The sequence below is a fragment of the Modestobacter sp. SYSU DS0290 genome (assembly GCF_054050955.1).
In genome coordinates, this window is record NZ_JBJHAI010000029.1 from 22,518 (window position 1) to 37,941 (window position 15,424).

At 73.5% G+C, this 15,424-nt stretch carries 13 protein-coding genes; 11 read left to right on the forward strand and 2 right to left on the reverse strand.

Annotation, left to right across the window (positions count from 1 at the left end):
- The first annotated feature begins 21 nt into the window (after window positions 1-21).
- The 11 genes from uvrA to ACI795_RS18185 all read left to right on the forward strand — a co-directional run bounded on the left by uvrA (window position 22) and on the right by ACI795_RS18185 (window position 14,180).
- Complete coding sequence (gene uvrA, locus ACI795_RS18135; RefSeq protein ID WP_457076976.1) at window positions 22-2,913, forward strand: excinuclease ABC subunit UvrA; 2,892 nt, start codon at window positions 22-24, stop codon at window positions 2,911-2,913.
- A gap of 154 nt (window positions 2,914-3,067) precedes the next feature.
- On the forward strand, window positions 3,068-5,131 hold the full coding sequence (gene uvrC / locus ACI795_RS18140) for an excinuclease ABC subunit UvrC (protein ID WP_457076977.1): 2,064 nt from the start codon (window positions 3,068-3,070) through the stop codon (window positions 5,129-5,131).
- Window positions 5,128-6,066 carry an RNase adapter RapZ gene (gene rapZ / locus ACI795_RS18145; protein ID WP_457076978.1) on the forward strand — a complete coding sequence of 313 codons (939 nt, stop codon included), beginning with the start codon at window positions 5,128-5,130 and terminating at the stop codon, window positions 6,064-6,066. The genes uvrC and rapZ overlap by 4 nt, the downstream gene beginning before the upstream one ends.
- A gap of 32 nt (window positions 6,067-6,098) precedes the next feature.
- Window positions 6,099-7,028: a gluconeogenesis factor YvcK family protein gene (locus ACI795_RS18150; protein WP_457076979.1), complete on the forward strand. Its 930-nt coding sequence runs from the start codon at window positions 6,099-6,101 to the stop codon at window positions 7,026-7,028.
- 87 nt (window positions 7,029-7,115) lie between these two features.
- Complete coding sequence (gene whiA, locus ACI795_RS18155) at window positions 7,116-8,141, forward strand: DNA-binding protein WhiA (protein WP_457076980.1); 1,026 nt, start codon at window positions 7,116-7,118, stop codon at window positions 8,139-8,141.
- Between the two features lie 283 nt (window positions 8,142-8,424).
- On the forward strand, window positions 8,425-9,429 hold the full coding sequence (gene gap, locus ACI795_RS18160; protein WP_457076981.1) for a type I glyceraldehyde-3-phosphate dehydrogenase: 1,005 nt from the start codon (window positions 8,425-8,427) through the stop codon (window positions 9,427-9,429).
- Window positions 9,429-10,622, forward strand: a complete 1,194-nt coding sequence (locus tag ACI795_RS18165) for a phosphoglycerate kinase (RefSeq protein WP_457076982.1) — start codon at window positions 9,429-9,431, stop codon at window positions 10,620-10,622. Before gap ends, ACI795_RS18165 begins: the two co-directional genes overlap by 1 nt.
- On the forward strand, window positions 10,622-11,455 hold the full coding sequence (tpiA, locus tag ACI795_RS18170) for a triose-phosphate isomerase (protein ID WP_457076983.1): 834 nt from the start codon (window positions 10,622-10,624) through the stop codon (window positions 11,453-11,455). Before ACI795_RS18165 ends, tpiA begins: the two co-directional genes overlap by 1 nt.
- Window positions 11,456-11,495: 40 nt before the next feature.
- Window positions 11,496-13,265, forward strand: coding sequence for an ABC transporter substrate-binding protein (locus tag ACI795_RS18175; protein ID WP_457076984.1), 1,770 nt, complete (start codon window positions 11,496-11,498; stop codon window positions 13,263-13,265).
- Between the two features lie 133 nt (window positions 13,266-13,398).
- Window positions 13,399-13,632, forward strand: a complete 234-nt coding sequence (gene secG / locus ACI795_RS18180; protein ID WP_457076985.1) for a preprotein translocase subunit SecG — start codon at window positions 13,399-13,401, stop codon at window positions 13,630-13,632.
- 206 nt (window positions 13,633-13,838) lie between these two features.
- Window positions 13,839-14,180, forward strand: coding sequence for an RNA polymerase-binding protein RbpA (locus ACI795_RS18185; protein WP_457076986.1), 342 nt, complete (start codon window positions 13,839-13,841; stop codon window positions 14,178-14,180).
- Window positions 14,181-14,235: 55 nt separating this feature from the next.
- On the opposite strand, the gene pgl is transcribed toward ACI795_RS18185, so the two are convergent.
- Window positions 14,236-15,060, reverse strand: coding sequence for a 6-phosphogluconolactonase (gene pgl / locus ACI795_RS18190; protein WP_457076988.1), 825 nt, complete (start codon window positions 15,058-15,060; stop codon window positions 14,236-14,238).
- Window positions 15,057-15,191, reverse strand: coding sequence for a hypothetical protein (locus ACI795_RS18195; protein WP_457076989.1), 135 nt, complete (start codon window positions 15,189-15,191; stop codon window positions 15,057-15,059). Before ACI795_RS18195 ends, pgl begins: the two co-directional genes overlap by 4 nt.
- Window positions 15,192-15,424 lie beyond the last annotated feature (233 nt).

Genomic DNA, 15,424 nt, shown 5'->3' on the forward strand with positions numbered 1-15,424 from the left:
ACTGCGACCGACAGGGATCACATGGACCGGCTCGTCGTCCGCGGCGCCCGTGAGCACAACCTCAAGGACGTCAACCTCGACCTGCCCCGCGACGCGATGATCGTGTTCACGGGGCTCTCCGGCTCGGGCAAGTCCAGCCTGGCCTTCGACACGATCTTCGCCGAGGGGCAGCGCCGGTACGTCGAGTCGCTGTCGGCGTACGCCCGTCAGTTCCTCGGGCAGATGGACAAGCCGGACGTCGACTTCATCGAGGGCCTCTCCCCGGCGGTCTCCATCGACCAGAAGTCGACCAACCGCAACCCCCGGTCGACCGTCGGCACGATCACCGAGGTCTACGACTACCTGCGCCTGCTCTACGCCCGCGCCGGCCAGCCGCACTGCCCCAACTGCGGCAAGCCGATCAGCCGGCAGACCCCGCAGCAGATCGTCGACCAGGTGCTGGCGATGGAGGAGGGCACCCGCTTCCAGGTGCTCGCCCCGGTGGTCCGTGCGCGCAAGGGCGAGTACGTCGACCTGTTCAGCTCGCTGCAGACCCAGGGCTTCTCCCGGGTCCGGGTCGACGGCACCGTGCACCAGCTGACCGAGCCGCCCGCGCTCAAGAAGCAGGAGAAGCACACCATCGAGGTGATCGTCGACCGGCTCACCGTCAAGGAGAACGCCAAGCGGCGGCTGACCGACTCGGTCGAGACGGCCCTGGGGCTGGCCGGTGGCCTCGTGGTGCTGGACTTCGTCGACCTCCCCGAGGACGACCCGGCCCGCGAGCGGACCTTCTCCGAGCACCTGGCCTGCATCGACGACGGGCTGTCCTTCGAGGCGCTGGAGCCCCGCTCGTTCTCCTTCAACTCGCCGTTCGGCGCCTGCCCCGAGTGCACCGGCATCGGCACCCGCAAGGAGGTCGACCCCGACCTCGTGGTGCCCGACCCGACCAAGAGCCTGGAAGAGGGCGCCATCGCGCCGTGGGCCGGCTCGATGAGCAAGGAGTACTTCCAGCGGCTGCTCTCCGGGCTGGCCGACATGCTCGGGTTCTCCATGACGACGCCGTGGGAGCGGCTGCCCGCCAAGGTGCAGAAGGCCGTGCTGCACGGCTCCCCGGACCAGGTGCACGTCCGCTACAAGAACCGCTACGGCCGTGAGCGCAGCTACTACGCCGCCTTCGAGGGCGTGCTGCCCTTCCTCGAGCGCCGCCACGAGGACACCGACAGCGAGTTCATGAAGGACAAGTACGAGGGCTACATGCGGGACGTGCCGTGCCCCGTCTGCCACGGCACCCGGCTCAAGCCGGAGATCCTCGCGGTCAAGCTCAACGACCGGTCGATCGCCGAGGTCACCGGGCTCTCCATCGGCGACGCATCGGAGTGGCTCGGCGCCCTGGAGCTGGGCGAGCGGGAGAAGGTGATCGCCGACCGCGTGCTCCGCGAGATCCAGGCCCGGCTGTCCTTCCTGGTCGACGTCGGCCTCGACTACCTGTCCCTGGACCGCCCGGCGGCCACCCTGGCCGGCGGGGAGGCGCAGCGCATCCGGCTGGCCACCCAGATCGGCTCCGGGCTGGTCGGCGTGCTGTACGTCCTCGACGAGCCGTCCATCGGGCTGCACCAGCGGGACAACATCCGGCTGATCGAGACCCTCGTCCGGCTGCGCGACATGGGCAACACGCTCATCGTCGTCGAGCACGACGAGGACACGATCAAGCAGGCCGACTGGGTGGTCGACATCGGCCCCGGCGCCGGTGAGCACGGCGGCGAGGTCGTCGTCAGCGGCACCGTGCAGGACCTGCTGGACAGCGAGCGCTCGCTGACCGGTGCGTACCTGTCCGGGCGCAAGGAGATCACCATCCCCGCCGTCCGGCGGCAGCCGCAGCCCGGCCGCGAGCTGGTGGTCAAGGGGGCGCGGGAGAACACCCTGCGCGGCATCGACGTCGCGTTCCCGCTGGGGTGCATGGTCGCCGTCACCGGGGTCTCCGGCTCGGGCAAGTCCAGCCTGGTCAACGACATCCTGTACACGACGCTGGCCAACGAGCTGAACCGTGCGCGGCTGGTGCCCGGCCGGCACCGCACCATCACCGGCCTGGACCAGCTGGACAAGGTCGTCGGCGTCGACCAGTCGCCGATCGGCCGCACCCCGCGGTCGAACCCGGCCACCTACACCGGCGTCTGGGACCACGTCCGGAAGCTGTTCGCCAGCACGTCGGAGGCGAAGATCCGCGGCTACCAGCCCGGCCGGTTCTCCTTCAACGTCAAGGGCGGCCGCTGCGAGGCCTGCTCCGGCGACGGCACGCTGAAGATCGAGATGAACTTCCTGCCCGACGTCTACGTGCCCTGCGAGGTGTGCAAGGGCGCCCGGTTCAACCGGGAGACCCTCGAGGTGCACTACAAGGGCAAGACGGTCGCCGAGGTCCTCGACATGCCGATCTCGGAGGCCGCCGAGTTCTTCGAGGCGATCCCCGCGATCGCCCGGTACATGCGCACCCTCACCGACGTCGGCCTGGGCTACATCCGGCTCGGCCAGCCGGCCACCACCCTCTCCGGCGGTGAGGCCCAGCGGGTCAAGCTCGCCAGCGAGCTGCAGAAGCGGTCCAACGGCCGCACCGTCTACGTCCTCGACGAGCCGACCACCGGCCTGCACTTCGAGGACATCCGCAAGCTCCTGCTGGTGCTCCAGGGCCTGGTCGACAAGGGCAACTCGGTCATCGTCATCGAGCACAACCTCGACGTGATCAAGAGCGCCGACTGGCTGATCGACATGGGCCCGGAGGGCGGCTTCCGGGGCGGCTCCGTCGTGGCCGAGGGCCCGCCGGAGTTCGTCGCCACCGTGCCGGAGAGCCACACCGGGCGGTTCCTCGCCGACATCCTCGACCCCGCCGCGGTCGCCGCGGCCGCCGAGCCGAAGAAGCGGACCCGCAAGAAGGCCAGCTGACGGCTCTCGGCCCGACGCCAGACCACGGAGCCTCGCGCACCCACCGGGTGCGCGAGGCTCCGTCGTGACCGGGGGAGGGCAGGGCGACCGGCGGCATTCCCGCAGGTCGCCGGTGGGACGCCGGACCGTCGGCGTGTCGACATAACCTGGGGGCATGCCCGACCCGTCCACGTACCGACCGGCGGTCGGCAGCATCCCGGAGGACCCGGGGGTCTACAAGTTCCGCGACCCGGCCGGCCGGGTCATCTACGTCGGCAAGGCCAAGAGCCTCCGGCAGCGGCTGAACAGCTACTTCGCCGACGTCTGGGGGCTGCACCCGCGCACCCGGCAGATGGTCACCACCGCCGCCAGCGTGGAGTGGACCGTCGTCGGCACCGAGGTCGAGGCGCTCCAGCTCGAGTACAACTGGATCAAGGAGTTCGACCCGCGGTTCAACGTCCGGTACCGCGACGACAAGAGCTACCCGAGCCTGGCCGTGACGCTGAACGAGGAGTTCCCGCGGCTGCAGGTGATGCGCGGCCCCAAGCGCAAGGGAGTCCGCTACTTCGGCCCCTACGCCCACGCGTGGGCGATCCGCGAGACGCTGGACACCCTCACCCGGGTGTTCCCGGCCCGCACCTGCTCCAACGGGGTCTTCAAGCGGGCCAGCCAGATCGGCCGGCCCTGCCTGCTCGGCTACATCGGCAAGTGCGCCGCGCCCTGCGTCGGCCAGGTCAGCGCCGAGGAGCACCGGGAGATCGTCGACGACTTCTGCGACTTCATGGGCGGTCGCACCGACCAGATCATCCGCCGGCTCGAGCGGGAGATGGCCACTGCGGCCGAGGAGATGGAGTACGAGAAGGCCGCCCGGCTGCGCGACGACCTGGGTGCCCTCCGGCGGGCGCTGGAGAAGCAGGCCGTCGTCCTCGGCGACGGCACGGACGCCGACGTCGTCGCGTTCGCGCAGGACGAGCTGGAGGCCGCCGTCCAGGTCTTCCACGTGCGCGGGGGCCGGGTCCGCGGCCAGCGCGGCTGGATCATCGACAAGGTCGAGGACGTCACCACCGGGCAGCTGGTCGAGCAGTTCCTGCTGCAGGTCTACGGCGGGGTCGACGAGCAGACCGGCGTCGGCGAGGTCGGTGACTCGGTGCCCCGGGAGGTGCTCGTCCCCGAGCTCCCCGACGACGCCGAGGTCTACGCCGAGCTGCTCAGCGAGCTGCGCGGCTCCCGGGTCTCCCTGCGCGTGCCCCAGCGTGGCGACAAGCGCAGCCTGATGGAGACCGTCGAGCGCAACGCCAAGGAGTCCTTCGCCCGGCACCGGGTCAAGCGGGCCAGCGACCTCACAGCCCGGTCCCTGGCCCTGTCGGAGATCCAGGAGGCGCTGGACCTGCCCGACGCCCCGCTGCGCATCGAGTGCATCGACATCTCGCACGTCCAGGGCACGAACGTGGTGGCCAGCATGGTCGTGTTCGAGGACGGGCTGGCGAAGAAGTCCGACTACCGGCGGTTCTCCGTCGCCCAGGGCACCGACGACACCGCCGCGATGGCCGAGGTCGTGCGGCGGCGCTTCGCCCGGCACCTGAAGGACGAGGCCGACCGCCGCGACGAGCAGGGCGTCGCAGCCGAGGAGGGCCGCCCACGGCGGTTCGCCTACCCGCCGAACCTGCTGGTCGTCGACGGTGGCGCCCCGCAGGTGGCCGCAGCCAGCCGCTCCCTGGCCGAGCTGGGCATCGTCGACGTCGCGGTGTGCGGGCTGGCCAAGCGGATGGAGGAGGTCTGGCTGCCCGACGATCCCGACCCGGTCATCCTCCCGCGCACCTCGGAGGCCCTCTACCTGCTCCAGCGGGTGCGCGACGAGGCCCACCGGTTCGCGATCACCTACCACCGGCAGCGACGATCCACGACGATGCTGGTCTCCCTCCTCGACGACGTGCCGGGGCTGGGCGAGACGCGGCGAAAGGCACTGATGAAGCAGTTCGGATCGCTCAAGCGGCTGCGGGCCGCGACCGTCGAGGAGCTCACCGCGGTGCCCGGCATCGGCCGGCGCACCGCGGAGGCCGTCCTCGCCGCGGTCGCCGAGCCGGCTGCGCCGGCGGGCGCCGCGCCCGACCCCGAGCCGGACGTGGAGCCGGCGCCGGGGTCGCCGCCGGTCACGGGTGCGGACGCCGGCGAGATGGCGGAGGTGGGCCGGGTTCGGCCGGCCACCGGAGCAGGGGTCGAGACCGGGGCCGGGGCATGAGCGTGGCCGACCACCGCGCCCCCGCGGGGCCGCAGTCCGACGTCCCGCCGTCCGCGGACGGCGCCGCCACCGAGACCGCCCCGCTGGACGTCGTCGTCGTCACCGGGCTGTCCGGCGCGGGCAAGAACAGCGCCGGCCGCGTGCTCGAGGACCTCGGCTTCTTCGTCGTCGACAACCTCCCGCCGGCGCTGCTGGCGCCGATGGTCGAGCTCGGTGCCCGGGGCGACCTGCGCCGCTTCGCCGCCGTCGTCGACGTGCGCAGCCGCGCGTTCTCCAGCGACCTGGAGGAGGCGATCCGGCTGCTCGCCGACGCCGGGCACCGCCCCCGGGTCGTCTACGTGCACGCCCGCGACGAGGTGCTGGTCCGGCGCTACGAGTCGGTGCGTCGCGAGCACCCGCTGCAGGGCAGTGGCCGGCTCATCGACGGCATCGGGGCGGAACGGGAACTGCTCACCGGCATCGCCGGGGAGGCCGACCTGTGGGTGGACACCAGCGACCTGAACGTGCACCAGCTGCGCGACACGCTGGAGGCGGCGTTCGTCGAGAACGGTGCCCCGCCGCAGGTGGTGGCCACGGTGCTCAGCTTCGGGTTCAAGTACGGCCTGCCGCTGGACGCCGACCTCGTCGTCGATGCCCGGTTCCTGCCCAACCCGCACTGGGTGCCGGAGCTGCGGTCGCGGACGGGGCGGGATCCCGAGGTGCGCGACTACGTGCTCGGACAGGACCACACGACGGAGTTCCTCGACGGGTACATGCGGGTCCTGGACCTGCTGCTGCCCGGGTACCAGCGTGAGGGCAAGCGCTACCTGACCCTCGCGGTCGGCTGCACGGGCGGCAAGCACCGCAGCGTCGCGATCGCCGAGGAGTTCGCCCGCCGACTCGCCGCGCAGGGGGTGTCGGCCACGGCCCGGCACCGCGACCTGGGGCGCGAGTAGTGGTGGCGCCGGCCGGAGCACCGCTCCGCGTCGTGGCCTTCGGGGGCGGGCACGGCCTGGCGGCGTCGCTGGCCGCCTGGCGGCGGCTGACCGACGACCTGACGGCGGTGGTCACCGTCGCCGACGACGGCGGCTCCTCGGGGCGGATCCGCCGCGAGATGCCGGTGCTGCCCCCCGGCGACCTGCGGATGGCGCTGGCGGCGCTCGCCGGCGACGACGGGCGGGCCCGGCAGGTGGCCGAGCTGCTGCAGCACCGCCTGGGCGGCAGCGGGGTGCTCGCCGGCCACCCGGTGGGCAACCTGATGCTCACCGGGCTGGCCGAGATGCACGGCGGCGACAGCGTGCGCGCCCTGGGCTTCCTGGAGGAGCTGCTGGGTGCCCGGGGCCGGGTCCTCCCGATGGCCGAGGTCCCGCTGGACCTGGTGGCCACGGTGGCGAGCACCGACCCCGACGACCCGCAGGAGACCCGGCGCATCCGCGGCCAGGTCGCCATCGCCTCCACCCCGGGGCGGGTCCAGGACATCCAGGTCTCGCCGGCCGACCCGCCCGTGCCCGAGCCGGTGCTGGCGGCGATCGCCCGCGCCGACGTGGTGTGCCTGGGGCCCGGCTCCTGGTACACCTCGGTGCTGCCGCACCTGCTCGTGCCCCGGTTGCGGGCGGCGCTGGTGGACAGCCCGGCGCGGGTCGTCGTCGTGCTGAACCTGGAGCCGCAGCCGGGAGAGACCGACGGCTTCTCGCCCCAGGAACACCTCGCCGTGCTGCAGGCACATTTGGGAGGCGTGTCGTTGCACACGGTGATTGCTGATGCCGCTGCAGTTGTTGACCGGCGTGGTCTGCTGTCTGCTGTGCAGGGATGCGGGGCAGAACTGGTGCTGGCACCGGTCGCCGCGTCCGACGGAACACCACAGCACGACCCCGCGCGGCTCGCCGCCGCACTGGCCTCCGTGGTCGGTGCCCGGTGAGCGGGCGGCGGGGAGTCGGGCACCGGGGCACCGGTGGTCGGCCGGCACACCTGGGGGAGAGGGAACACCGCTGATGGCGATGACGGGATGCACGAGGACCGGTCGCTCCGTGCGGGCACGGGGGTGGACGACGTGGCGATGACGGCGATGGTGAAGGACGAGCTCTCCCGCGTGGAGTGCACCAGGACGTCCGAGCGCAAGGCCGAGGTGACGGCGCTGCTGCGTTTCTCCGGGGGCCTGCACATCGTGGGCGGCCGGGTGGTGATCGAGGCCGAGCTGGACACCGGTTCGGTGGCCCGCCGGCTGCGCCGCGACATCAGCGAGGTCTACGGCTACACCAGCGGGGTCAGCGTGCTCGCCGGCGGCAACATCCGCCGTGGGGTGCGCTACCTCGTGCGGATCGCCAAGCACGGTGAGGGGCTGGCCCGGCAGACCGGCCTGGTCGACCAGCGGGGCCGGCCGGTCCGCGGACTGCCGCCGTCGGTGGTCTCCGGGGGGATCGGTGACGCCGAGGCCGCCTGGCGTGGTGCCTTCCTCGCCCACGGGTCGCTGACCGAGCCGGGGCGCTCCTCCTCGCTGGAGGTGACCTGCCCGGGCCCCGAAGCGGCCATGGCGTTGGTCGGCGCGGCCCGCCGGCTCGGCATCGCGGCCAAGGCGCGCGAGGTCCGCGGCACCGACCGGGTCGTCGTCCGTGACGGCGACGCCATCGGGGCGCTGCTGACCCGGATGGGCGCGCACGACGCGGTGCTGGCGTGGGAGGAGCGGCGGATGCGCCGCGAGGTCCGGGCCACCGCCAACCGGCTGGCCAACTTCGACGACGCCAACCTGCGCCGCTCCGCGCGCGCAGCGGTCGCCGCGAGCGCCCGGGTCGAGCGAGCTCTCGAGATCCTCGGCGAGGACGCCCCGGAGCACCTGCTGGTCGCCGGGCGGCTGCGCCTGGAGTTCGGTCAGGCCTCGCTGGAGGAGCTCGGCCAGCGCGCCGACCCGCCGATGACCAAGGACGCTGTTGCCGGGCGCATACGGCGTCTCCTGGCGATGGCCGACAAGCGGGCCAAGGACCTCGGCATCCCCGACACGGAATCCGTCGTCACCGACGACATGCTCGCGCAATAGCAAAGGGACTGCTGCTGCCTCGGCCCCGTCCAGAGGCTCAGCCCGAGCTTGCGAGGGTTGAGGGGGGCGGGGTCCTTGCACAGACGTCAGCGACGTCTTCCTGACCAGGTCGGGAAGACGTCGCTGACGTATTCACGAGTGCCCCGCCCACCACCCCCAGGGGCGTCGGGCCGCTCGTGACGGGCCGATAGGGTGTGCGCGGAATGTGGCCGTGCGCACGCGCGGCCCACGGTGCCGCTGGGCCGACCGGCCCGGTAGGGCAACACGGTCTGGGAGGTCCGCAGTGACGGTACGGGTCGGGATCAACGGGTTCGGCCGGATCGGCCGCAACTTCTATCGGGCAACTGCCGCCAGCGGTCAGGACATCGAGATCGTCGCGGTCAACGACCTGACCACGAACGAGACGCTGGCCCACCTGCTCAAGTACGACAGCATCCTGGGCAAGCTGGCCGAGGACGTCTCGGTCGTCGACGACGGCATCAAGATCGGCGACAAGACCATCAAGGTGCTGGCCGAGCGCGACCCGGCCAACCTGCCCTGGGGCGAGCTGGGCGTGGACGTCGTCGTGGAGTCCACCGGCTTCTTCACCAAGGCCGACGACGCCCGCAAGCACGTCGACTCCGGCGGCGCCAAGAAGGTCGTCATCTCCGCGCCGGCCACCGGCGACGACCTGACGATCGTCATGGGCGTCAACCACGAGCAGTACGACGGCTCGCAGACGATCATCAGCAACGCCTCCTGCACCACCAACTGCCTGGCGCCGCTGGCCAAGGTGCTCAACGACGCCTTCGGCATCGAGCGCGGCCTGATGACCACGATCCACGCCTACACCGCCGACCAGAACCTGCAGGACGGCCCGCACAAGGACCTCCGGCGCGCCCGCGCCGCCGCGCTGAACATCGTCCCCACCTCCACCGGTGCGGCCAAGGCCATCGGCCTGGTCCTCCCGGAGCTCAAGGGCAAGCTCGACGGCTACGCGCTGCGCGTCCCGGTGCCGACCGGCTCGGCCACCGACCTCACCGTCACGCTGTCCCGTGAGGTCACCGTCGAGGAGGTCGACGCCGCCTACCGCGAGGCCGCCGCCGGCCCGCTGGCGCCCTACCTGGTCTACACCGACGCGCCGATCGTCTCCTCCGACATCGTCACCGACCCGGCGTCCTGCATCTACGACGCCGGCCTGACCAAGGTCTTCGGCAACCAGGTCAAGGTCGTCGGCTGGTACGACAACGAGTGGGGCTACTCCAACCGCCTCGTCGACTCCGTCGCGCTGGTGGGCAGCAAGCTCTGATGCGTTCCGTCGACGAGCTCATCGCCGACGGGGTGTCGGGTCGGCGCGTGCTGCTGCGCGCCGACCTGAACGTCCCGCTGGACAAGGTCACCCGGCAGATCACCGACGACGGCCGGATCCGGGCCAGCCTGCCCACCATCCAGGCGCTGCGCGAGGCCGGCGCCCGGGTCGTCGTCGCGGCCCACCTGGGCCGGCCCAAGGGCGAGCCGGACCCGCAGTTCTCGCTGGCCCCGGTGGCGGCGCGGCTCGGTGAGCTGCTCGGCACCGAGGTGCCGCTGGCCGCCGACGTCGCCGGCTCGGACGCGGCGGCCAGGGCGGCCGCGCTCGGCGACGGCGACGTCCTGCTGCTGGAGAACGTCCGCTTCGAGGCGGCCGAGACCAGCAAGGACGACGCCGTCCGCGGCGAGCTGGCCGACCGGCTCGCCGGCCTGGCCGAGCTCTACGTCGACGACGCCTTCGGCGCGGTGCACCGCAAGCACGCCTCGGTGTTCGACGTCGCGGAACGGCTGCCGCACGCCGCCGGCCGGCTCGTCGCCCGTGAGCTCGAGGTGCTCACCCGGCTCACCGAGAGCCCCGAGCGTCCCTACGTGGTCGTCCTCGGCGGGTCGAAGGTCAGCGACAAGCTGGGCGTCATCGAGGCGCTGCTGCCGAAGGTCGACCGGCTGCTGATCGGCGGGGGGATGACCTACACGTTCCTCGCCGCCCGGGGTCTGGAGGTCGGGACCTCGCTGCTGGAGGCCGACCAGGTCGACACCTGCCGCCGACTGCTGGCCGAGGCCGGCGACCGGATCGTGCTGCCGGTCGACGTCGTCGTCACCCCGGAGTTCAGCGCGGACGTGCCGACCCGGGTGCTCCCGGCCACCGAGATCCCGGCCGAGGAGATGAGCCTGGACATCGGCCCGAAGAGCGTCGAGCTCTTCACCGAGGCGCTCTCCGGAGCGCACACGGTGTTCTGGAACGGCCCGATGGGCGTGTTCGAGCTGGCGCCCTTCCAGGGTGGCACCCGCGGGGTCGCCCAGGCGGTGGCGGGCGTCGACGGGCTCTCCGTCGTCGGCGGTGGCGACTCGGCCGCCTCGGTGCGGCAGCTCGGTCTCGACGAGGCCGCCTACGGTCACATCAGCACCGGCGGCGGCGCGTCGCTGGAGTACCTCGAGGGCCGGGCGCTCCCCGGCCTGACGGTGCTGGCCGACTGATGGCGCGCACCAGGGAGACCCGCCCGGTCCGCGAGGGGCGCCGCCCGCTGATCGCCGGCAACTGGAAGATGCACCTGACGCACCTGGAGGCCATCGGCCTGGTGCAGAAGCTGGCCTTCTCGCTGAAGGAGCAGCAGCTGGAGGCGGCCGAGGTCGTCGTCGTCCCGCCGTTCACCGCGCTGCGCAGCGTGCAGACGCTCGTGGCCGGCGACAAGCTGGAGATCGGCTACGGCGCCCAGGACGTCTCGGCGCACGACTCCGGGGCCTACACCGGTGAGGTGAGCGGGACGATGCTCGCCGCGCTGGCCTGCCGGTACGTCCTGGTCGGCCACTCCGAGCGGCGCACGCTGCACGGTGAGGACGACGCGGTGGTGGCGGCCAAGGTGCAGGCCGCGCTGCGGCACGGGATCGCGCCGATCCTGTGCGTGGGGGAGGGGCTCGACGTCCGCCGGGCCGGTGCCCAGGTGCCGCACTGCACGGCCCAGCTCGACGCGGCCCTCGCGGGCCTCACCGCCGAGCAGGTCGCCGGGGCCGAGGGCGCGGGCCCGGGCATCGTGATCGCCTACGAGCCGGTGTGGGCCATCGGCACCGGCGAGGTGGCCACCCCGGCCGATGCGCAAGAGGTCTGTGCGGCGCTGCGGGCGCGGCTCGCCGAGCGCTTCGGCGCCGACACGGGCGCCCGCGTCCGTATCCTCTACGGCGGATCGGTGAAGGCCGGCAACACGGCCGGCATCCTCGCCGGGCCGGACGTCGACGGAGCGCTCGTCGGCGGTGCCAGCCTGGACGCTGACGAGTTCGCATCGATCTGCCGACACGCCGCCGACGGGAGCTGACCGCCGCCGGCACCGACCCGGGCGGAGCAGCACCACGGTGATGCACAGCAACGACCGACGGCCGGTCCGTCGCCGCACCCGAGAGGGCGCGGCGCGGCCGGCCGTCGTGCTGGCGGCGCTGCTCGCCCTCGCAGTCCTCAGCGGGTGCGGCACCGGGAACACCGGGGTGGCCGGGGTGCCCACCCAGAGCGGTGAGGCCAACAGCGGCGTCGCCGAGGTGCGGAGCCCCTCCGACGAGACCGGCGGCACGCTCCGCCTGGTGGCCGGCGAGATCGACAGCCTGGACCCGCAGCGCTCCTACGTGCCCGGCGTCTGGAACCTGATGCGCCTCTACGTGCGCACCCTGGTCACGTACTCCTCCGAGCCCGGCCGCACCGACGAGCTGGTGCCCGACCTCGCCACCGACCTCGGCACGACCACCGACGGCGGCCGCACCTGGACGTTCACCCTCCGGGAGGGCGTGCGGTTCGAGACCGGACGGCCGATCACCTCCCGCGACGTCAAGTACGGCATCGAGCGGTCCTTCGCCTCCGACGTCGTCGTCGGGGGGCCCACCTATGTCGTCGACCTGCTCGACGACCGGTCGGACCCCTACGCGGGGCCCTACCAGGACGAGACGCCCGACCGGCTGGGGCTGCCGGCGATCGCCACGCCGGACGACCGGACGGTCGTCTTCACCCTGACCACGCCGACGCCGGACTTCCCGTTCGTGCTGGCGCTGCCCTCCAGCAGCCCGGTGCCCGTGGAGAACGACACCGCCGGCGACTACGGCGCCGACCCGATCTCCTCGGGTCCCTACGCGGTGGCCTCGGTGGACGCCCAGACCGGCGTGGTGCTCGAGCGCAACCCGGAGTGGGACCCGGCCACCGACGACGTCCGCACGGCGCTGCCGGACCGTGTGGTGGTGCGCAGCGGGCTGTCCAGCCTCGCCCGGGACCAGGCGCTGCTCGCCGGCTCGGCGGACGTCGACCTGTCGGGCACGGGCGTGCAGCAGGCCACCGCCGCCCGCCTCGAGGACCGCGGTCTGGAGGGCCGGATCGACGACGTGACCACGGGGTCCCTGCGCCTGCTGGCGCTGCCCACCACCGTGGCGCCGATGGACAACGCCGAGTGCCGCGCGGCGGTCGCCGCCGTCATCGACCGGCGTGAGGTGCAGGAGGCCCTGGGTGGGGCGGGCAACGTGGTCCGCACGTCCACGCTGTGGCCGCGCGCGCTGGACGGCGGCCCGGAGGACGAGGACACGGAGCCGGACCTGTCCCTGGCGCGGGAGAAGCTGGCCTCGTGCGGTCGCCCGGAGGGCTTCAGCACGGTCTTCGCGGTGCCGGACGTGCCGACGATCGTGGAGATGGCCGGTGTGGTCGCCGCGCAGCTCGCCGAGGTGGGCATCCAGGCGGAGGTCCGCCCGCTCGACCCGGCCACCTACTACGCCACCGACATCGGCAACCGGGAGGCGGTCACCGCCGGCGGCTACGGCCTGGTGCTGGCCACCTGGACCGCGGACTTCCCCACGCCGGCGTCCTTCCTGGTCCCGCTGGTCGACGGGCGGTCGCTGCGCCCAGTGGGCAACACCAACTACGCCCGGCTGGACGACCCGCAGGTGAAGGGGCTGATCGACGCGGCCCGGGCGGCGGTGGAGCCGGCGGTGGCGGCCGACGCGTGGCGTCAGGTCGTGCGCGCTGTCGACGAGACCGGCACCTACGTGCCGCTGGCGGAGAACCGGGTCCAGCTGCTGGCCGGGCAGCGGTTGCGCAACGGCCTGGTCATGCAGCCCTACGGTGGCTACGACGTGGTCACCGCGGGCGTGCGCTGACGACTGCCGGACGTCGGCGGCCGTCGGCGTGGGGAGCGGCCGGACGGCATCGGTTAGGCTGGTAGGTCGAGAGCCCCCGACGGCTGGGGTGCACGCCCCCCACACCCCCGGTCCACGGGACAGGAGACGAACTGTGATCGAGACGGCCCTCAACGTCCTGCTGGTGCTGCTCAGCATCGGGCTGATCGTGCTGATCCTGCTGCACCGCGGCAAGGGCGGTGGGCTGTCGTCGATGTTCGGCGGCGCGGCCGCCTCCTCGCTCGCCGGCAGCTCGGTCGTGGAGAAGAACCTGAACCGGGTCACGGTGCTCTTCGGGGTCCTCTGGACGGTCTGCATCGTCGCCCTGGGCATCCTGATCAAGGCCTGAGCGAGAGCCCCGTTCCCCTCGCACACTCGGGGCGAGCCGCCGGACGGGGCCGGCGGTCCGTCGCCGTCATGGGCAGTCGGCCGTTCGATCGCGTGCCGGTACCGACGGTGTCCGCATCGTGACCTGTGCAACGCCCGCCAGGCCCTAGACTGCCCGCGCGGTGATCAACTCGTCACCGTCACGGAGCCGACGTCAGGGGGCCGTTCATGGCTGGTGGGAACGCGATCCGGGGCAGCCGCGTGGGTGCTGGACCGATGGGCGAGGCCGAGCGCGGTGAGGCGGCCCCGCGCCACCGGGCCGGCTTCTGGTGCGCCAACGGGCACGAGTCGCGGATCGCCTTCGCGGCCGACGTCGAGGTGCCCGAGACCTGGGACTGCCCGCGCTGCGGGCTGCCGGCCGGGACCGACCAGCAGAACCCGCCGCCGGCGCCCCGCACCGAGCCCTACAAGACGCATCTCGCCTACGTGCGGGAGCGTCGCTCCGACGAGGACGGTGACGCGCTCCTCGAGGAGGCGCTGACCCGGCTGCGCACCCGCCGGGGCGCCTGAGCGACGGAGGCCCCAGGTGCACTCGCACCTGGGGCCTCCGTCGTCGGACGCGACGTCAGTCGCGGGGGAGCCGGCTCGCGGCCGCCGCGTCGAGCAGCCAGCGGGTCGCGCGCTTCCCCCGCGCCCCGGCTGCCGGGATCTCCAGCGGGGTGGCACCGGAGAGCGCCCGGGCGACCGCCTCGGCCTTGCCCTCGCCGCTGACCAGCAGCCACACCTCCTCGGCGGAGGTGATCGCGGAGAAGCCCAGGCTCACCCGGGTCGGCGGGGGCTTGGGGCAGTCGCGGACCGCGACCACCGGCCGCTCGTCCCGGGCGGCGGGGGAGTCGGGGAAGATCGACGCCACGTGGCCCTCGGGCCCCATGCCCAGCAGCAGCACGTCGAACCGGGGGAGCGTCGCGCTCTCCCCGGCCGCCTCCCGTGCTGCCAGGGCCAGCTGCTCGGCGTACCAGGCGGCGGCGTCCTCGGGTTCGTCGAACCCGGCGTCGGACGACGGGATGGCGTGCACCCGCTCCGGCGGTATGCCCGCCGGTAGCACCAGGGTCCGCATCGCCCCCAGCTCGTTGCGGTCGTCGGAGTCGGCCGGGACGAACCGCTCGTCGCCCCACCACACGTCCACCGCCGTCCAGTCGACGACGGCGTGCTCGGGCTCGGCGACGAGGTCCGCCACCCGCTCGAGCACCGCGGTGCCGATCCCACCACCGGTGACCACGACCGAGGCGGTGCCGTGCACTGCCTGGGCGGCGGCCAGCCGCGCGACGAGCGCGGACGCCACGGATCGGGCCAGCCGGTCGGCGTCGGGCTCGATGACGACCTGCGGGGTGGGCAGTCCCTCGTCGGCCAGCGCCTGGTCGACCTGATCGCCCGGGGACGTCTGGCTCATCGCCGTCCTGCCTTCTTCGCCGCGCGGGCCCCGGCGGACTGCACGACCTGCTGCTCGTCGGAGTCGTCGACGGGGGAGTCGTGCTCGCCGCTCTCGGCGATCTCGTCGGTGTCCCCGGGGGTGTCGGGCACGGTGGGGGCGGGCGCGGCGGGGGGGGGGGGGGGGGGGGGGGGGGGGGGGGGGGGGGGGGGGGGGGGGGGGGGGGGGGGGGGGGGGGGGGGGGGGGGGGCGGGGGGGGGGGCGGGGGGGGGGGGGGGGGGGGGGGGGGGGGGGGGGGGGGGGGGGGGGGGGGGGGGGGGGGGGGGGGGGGGGGGGGGGGGGGGGGGGGGGGGGGGGGGGGGGGGGGGGCGGGGGGGGGGGGGGG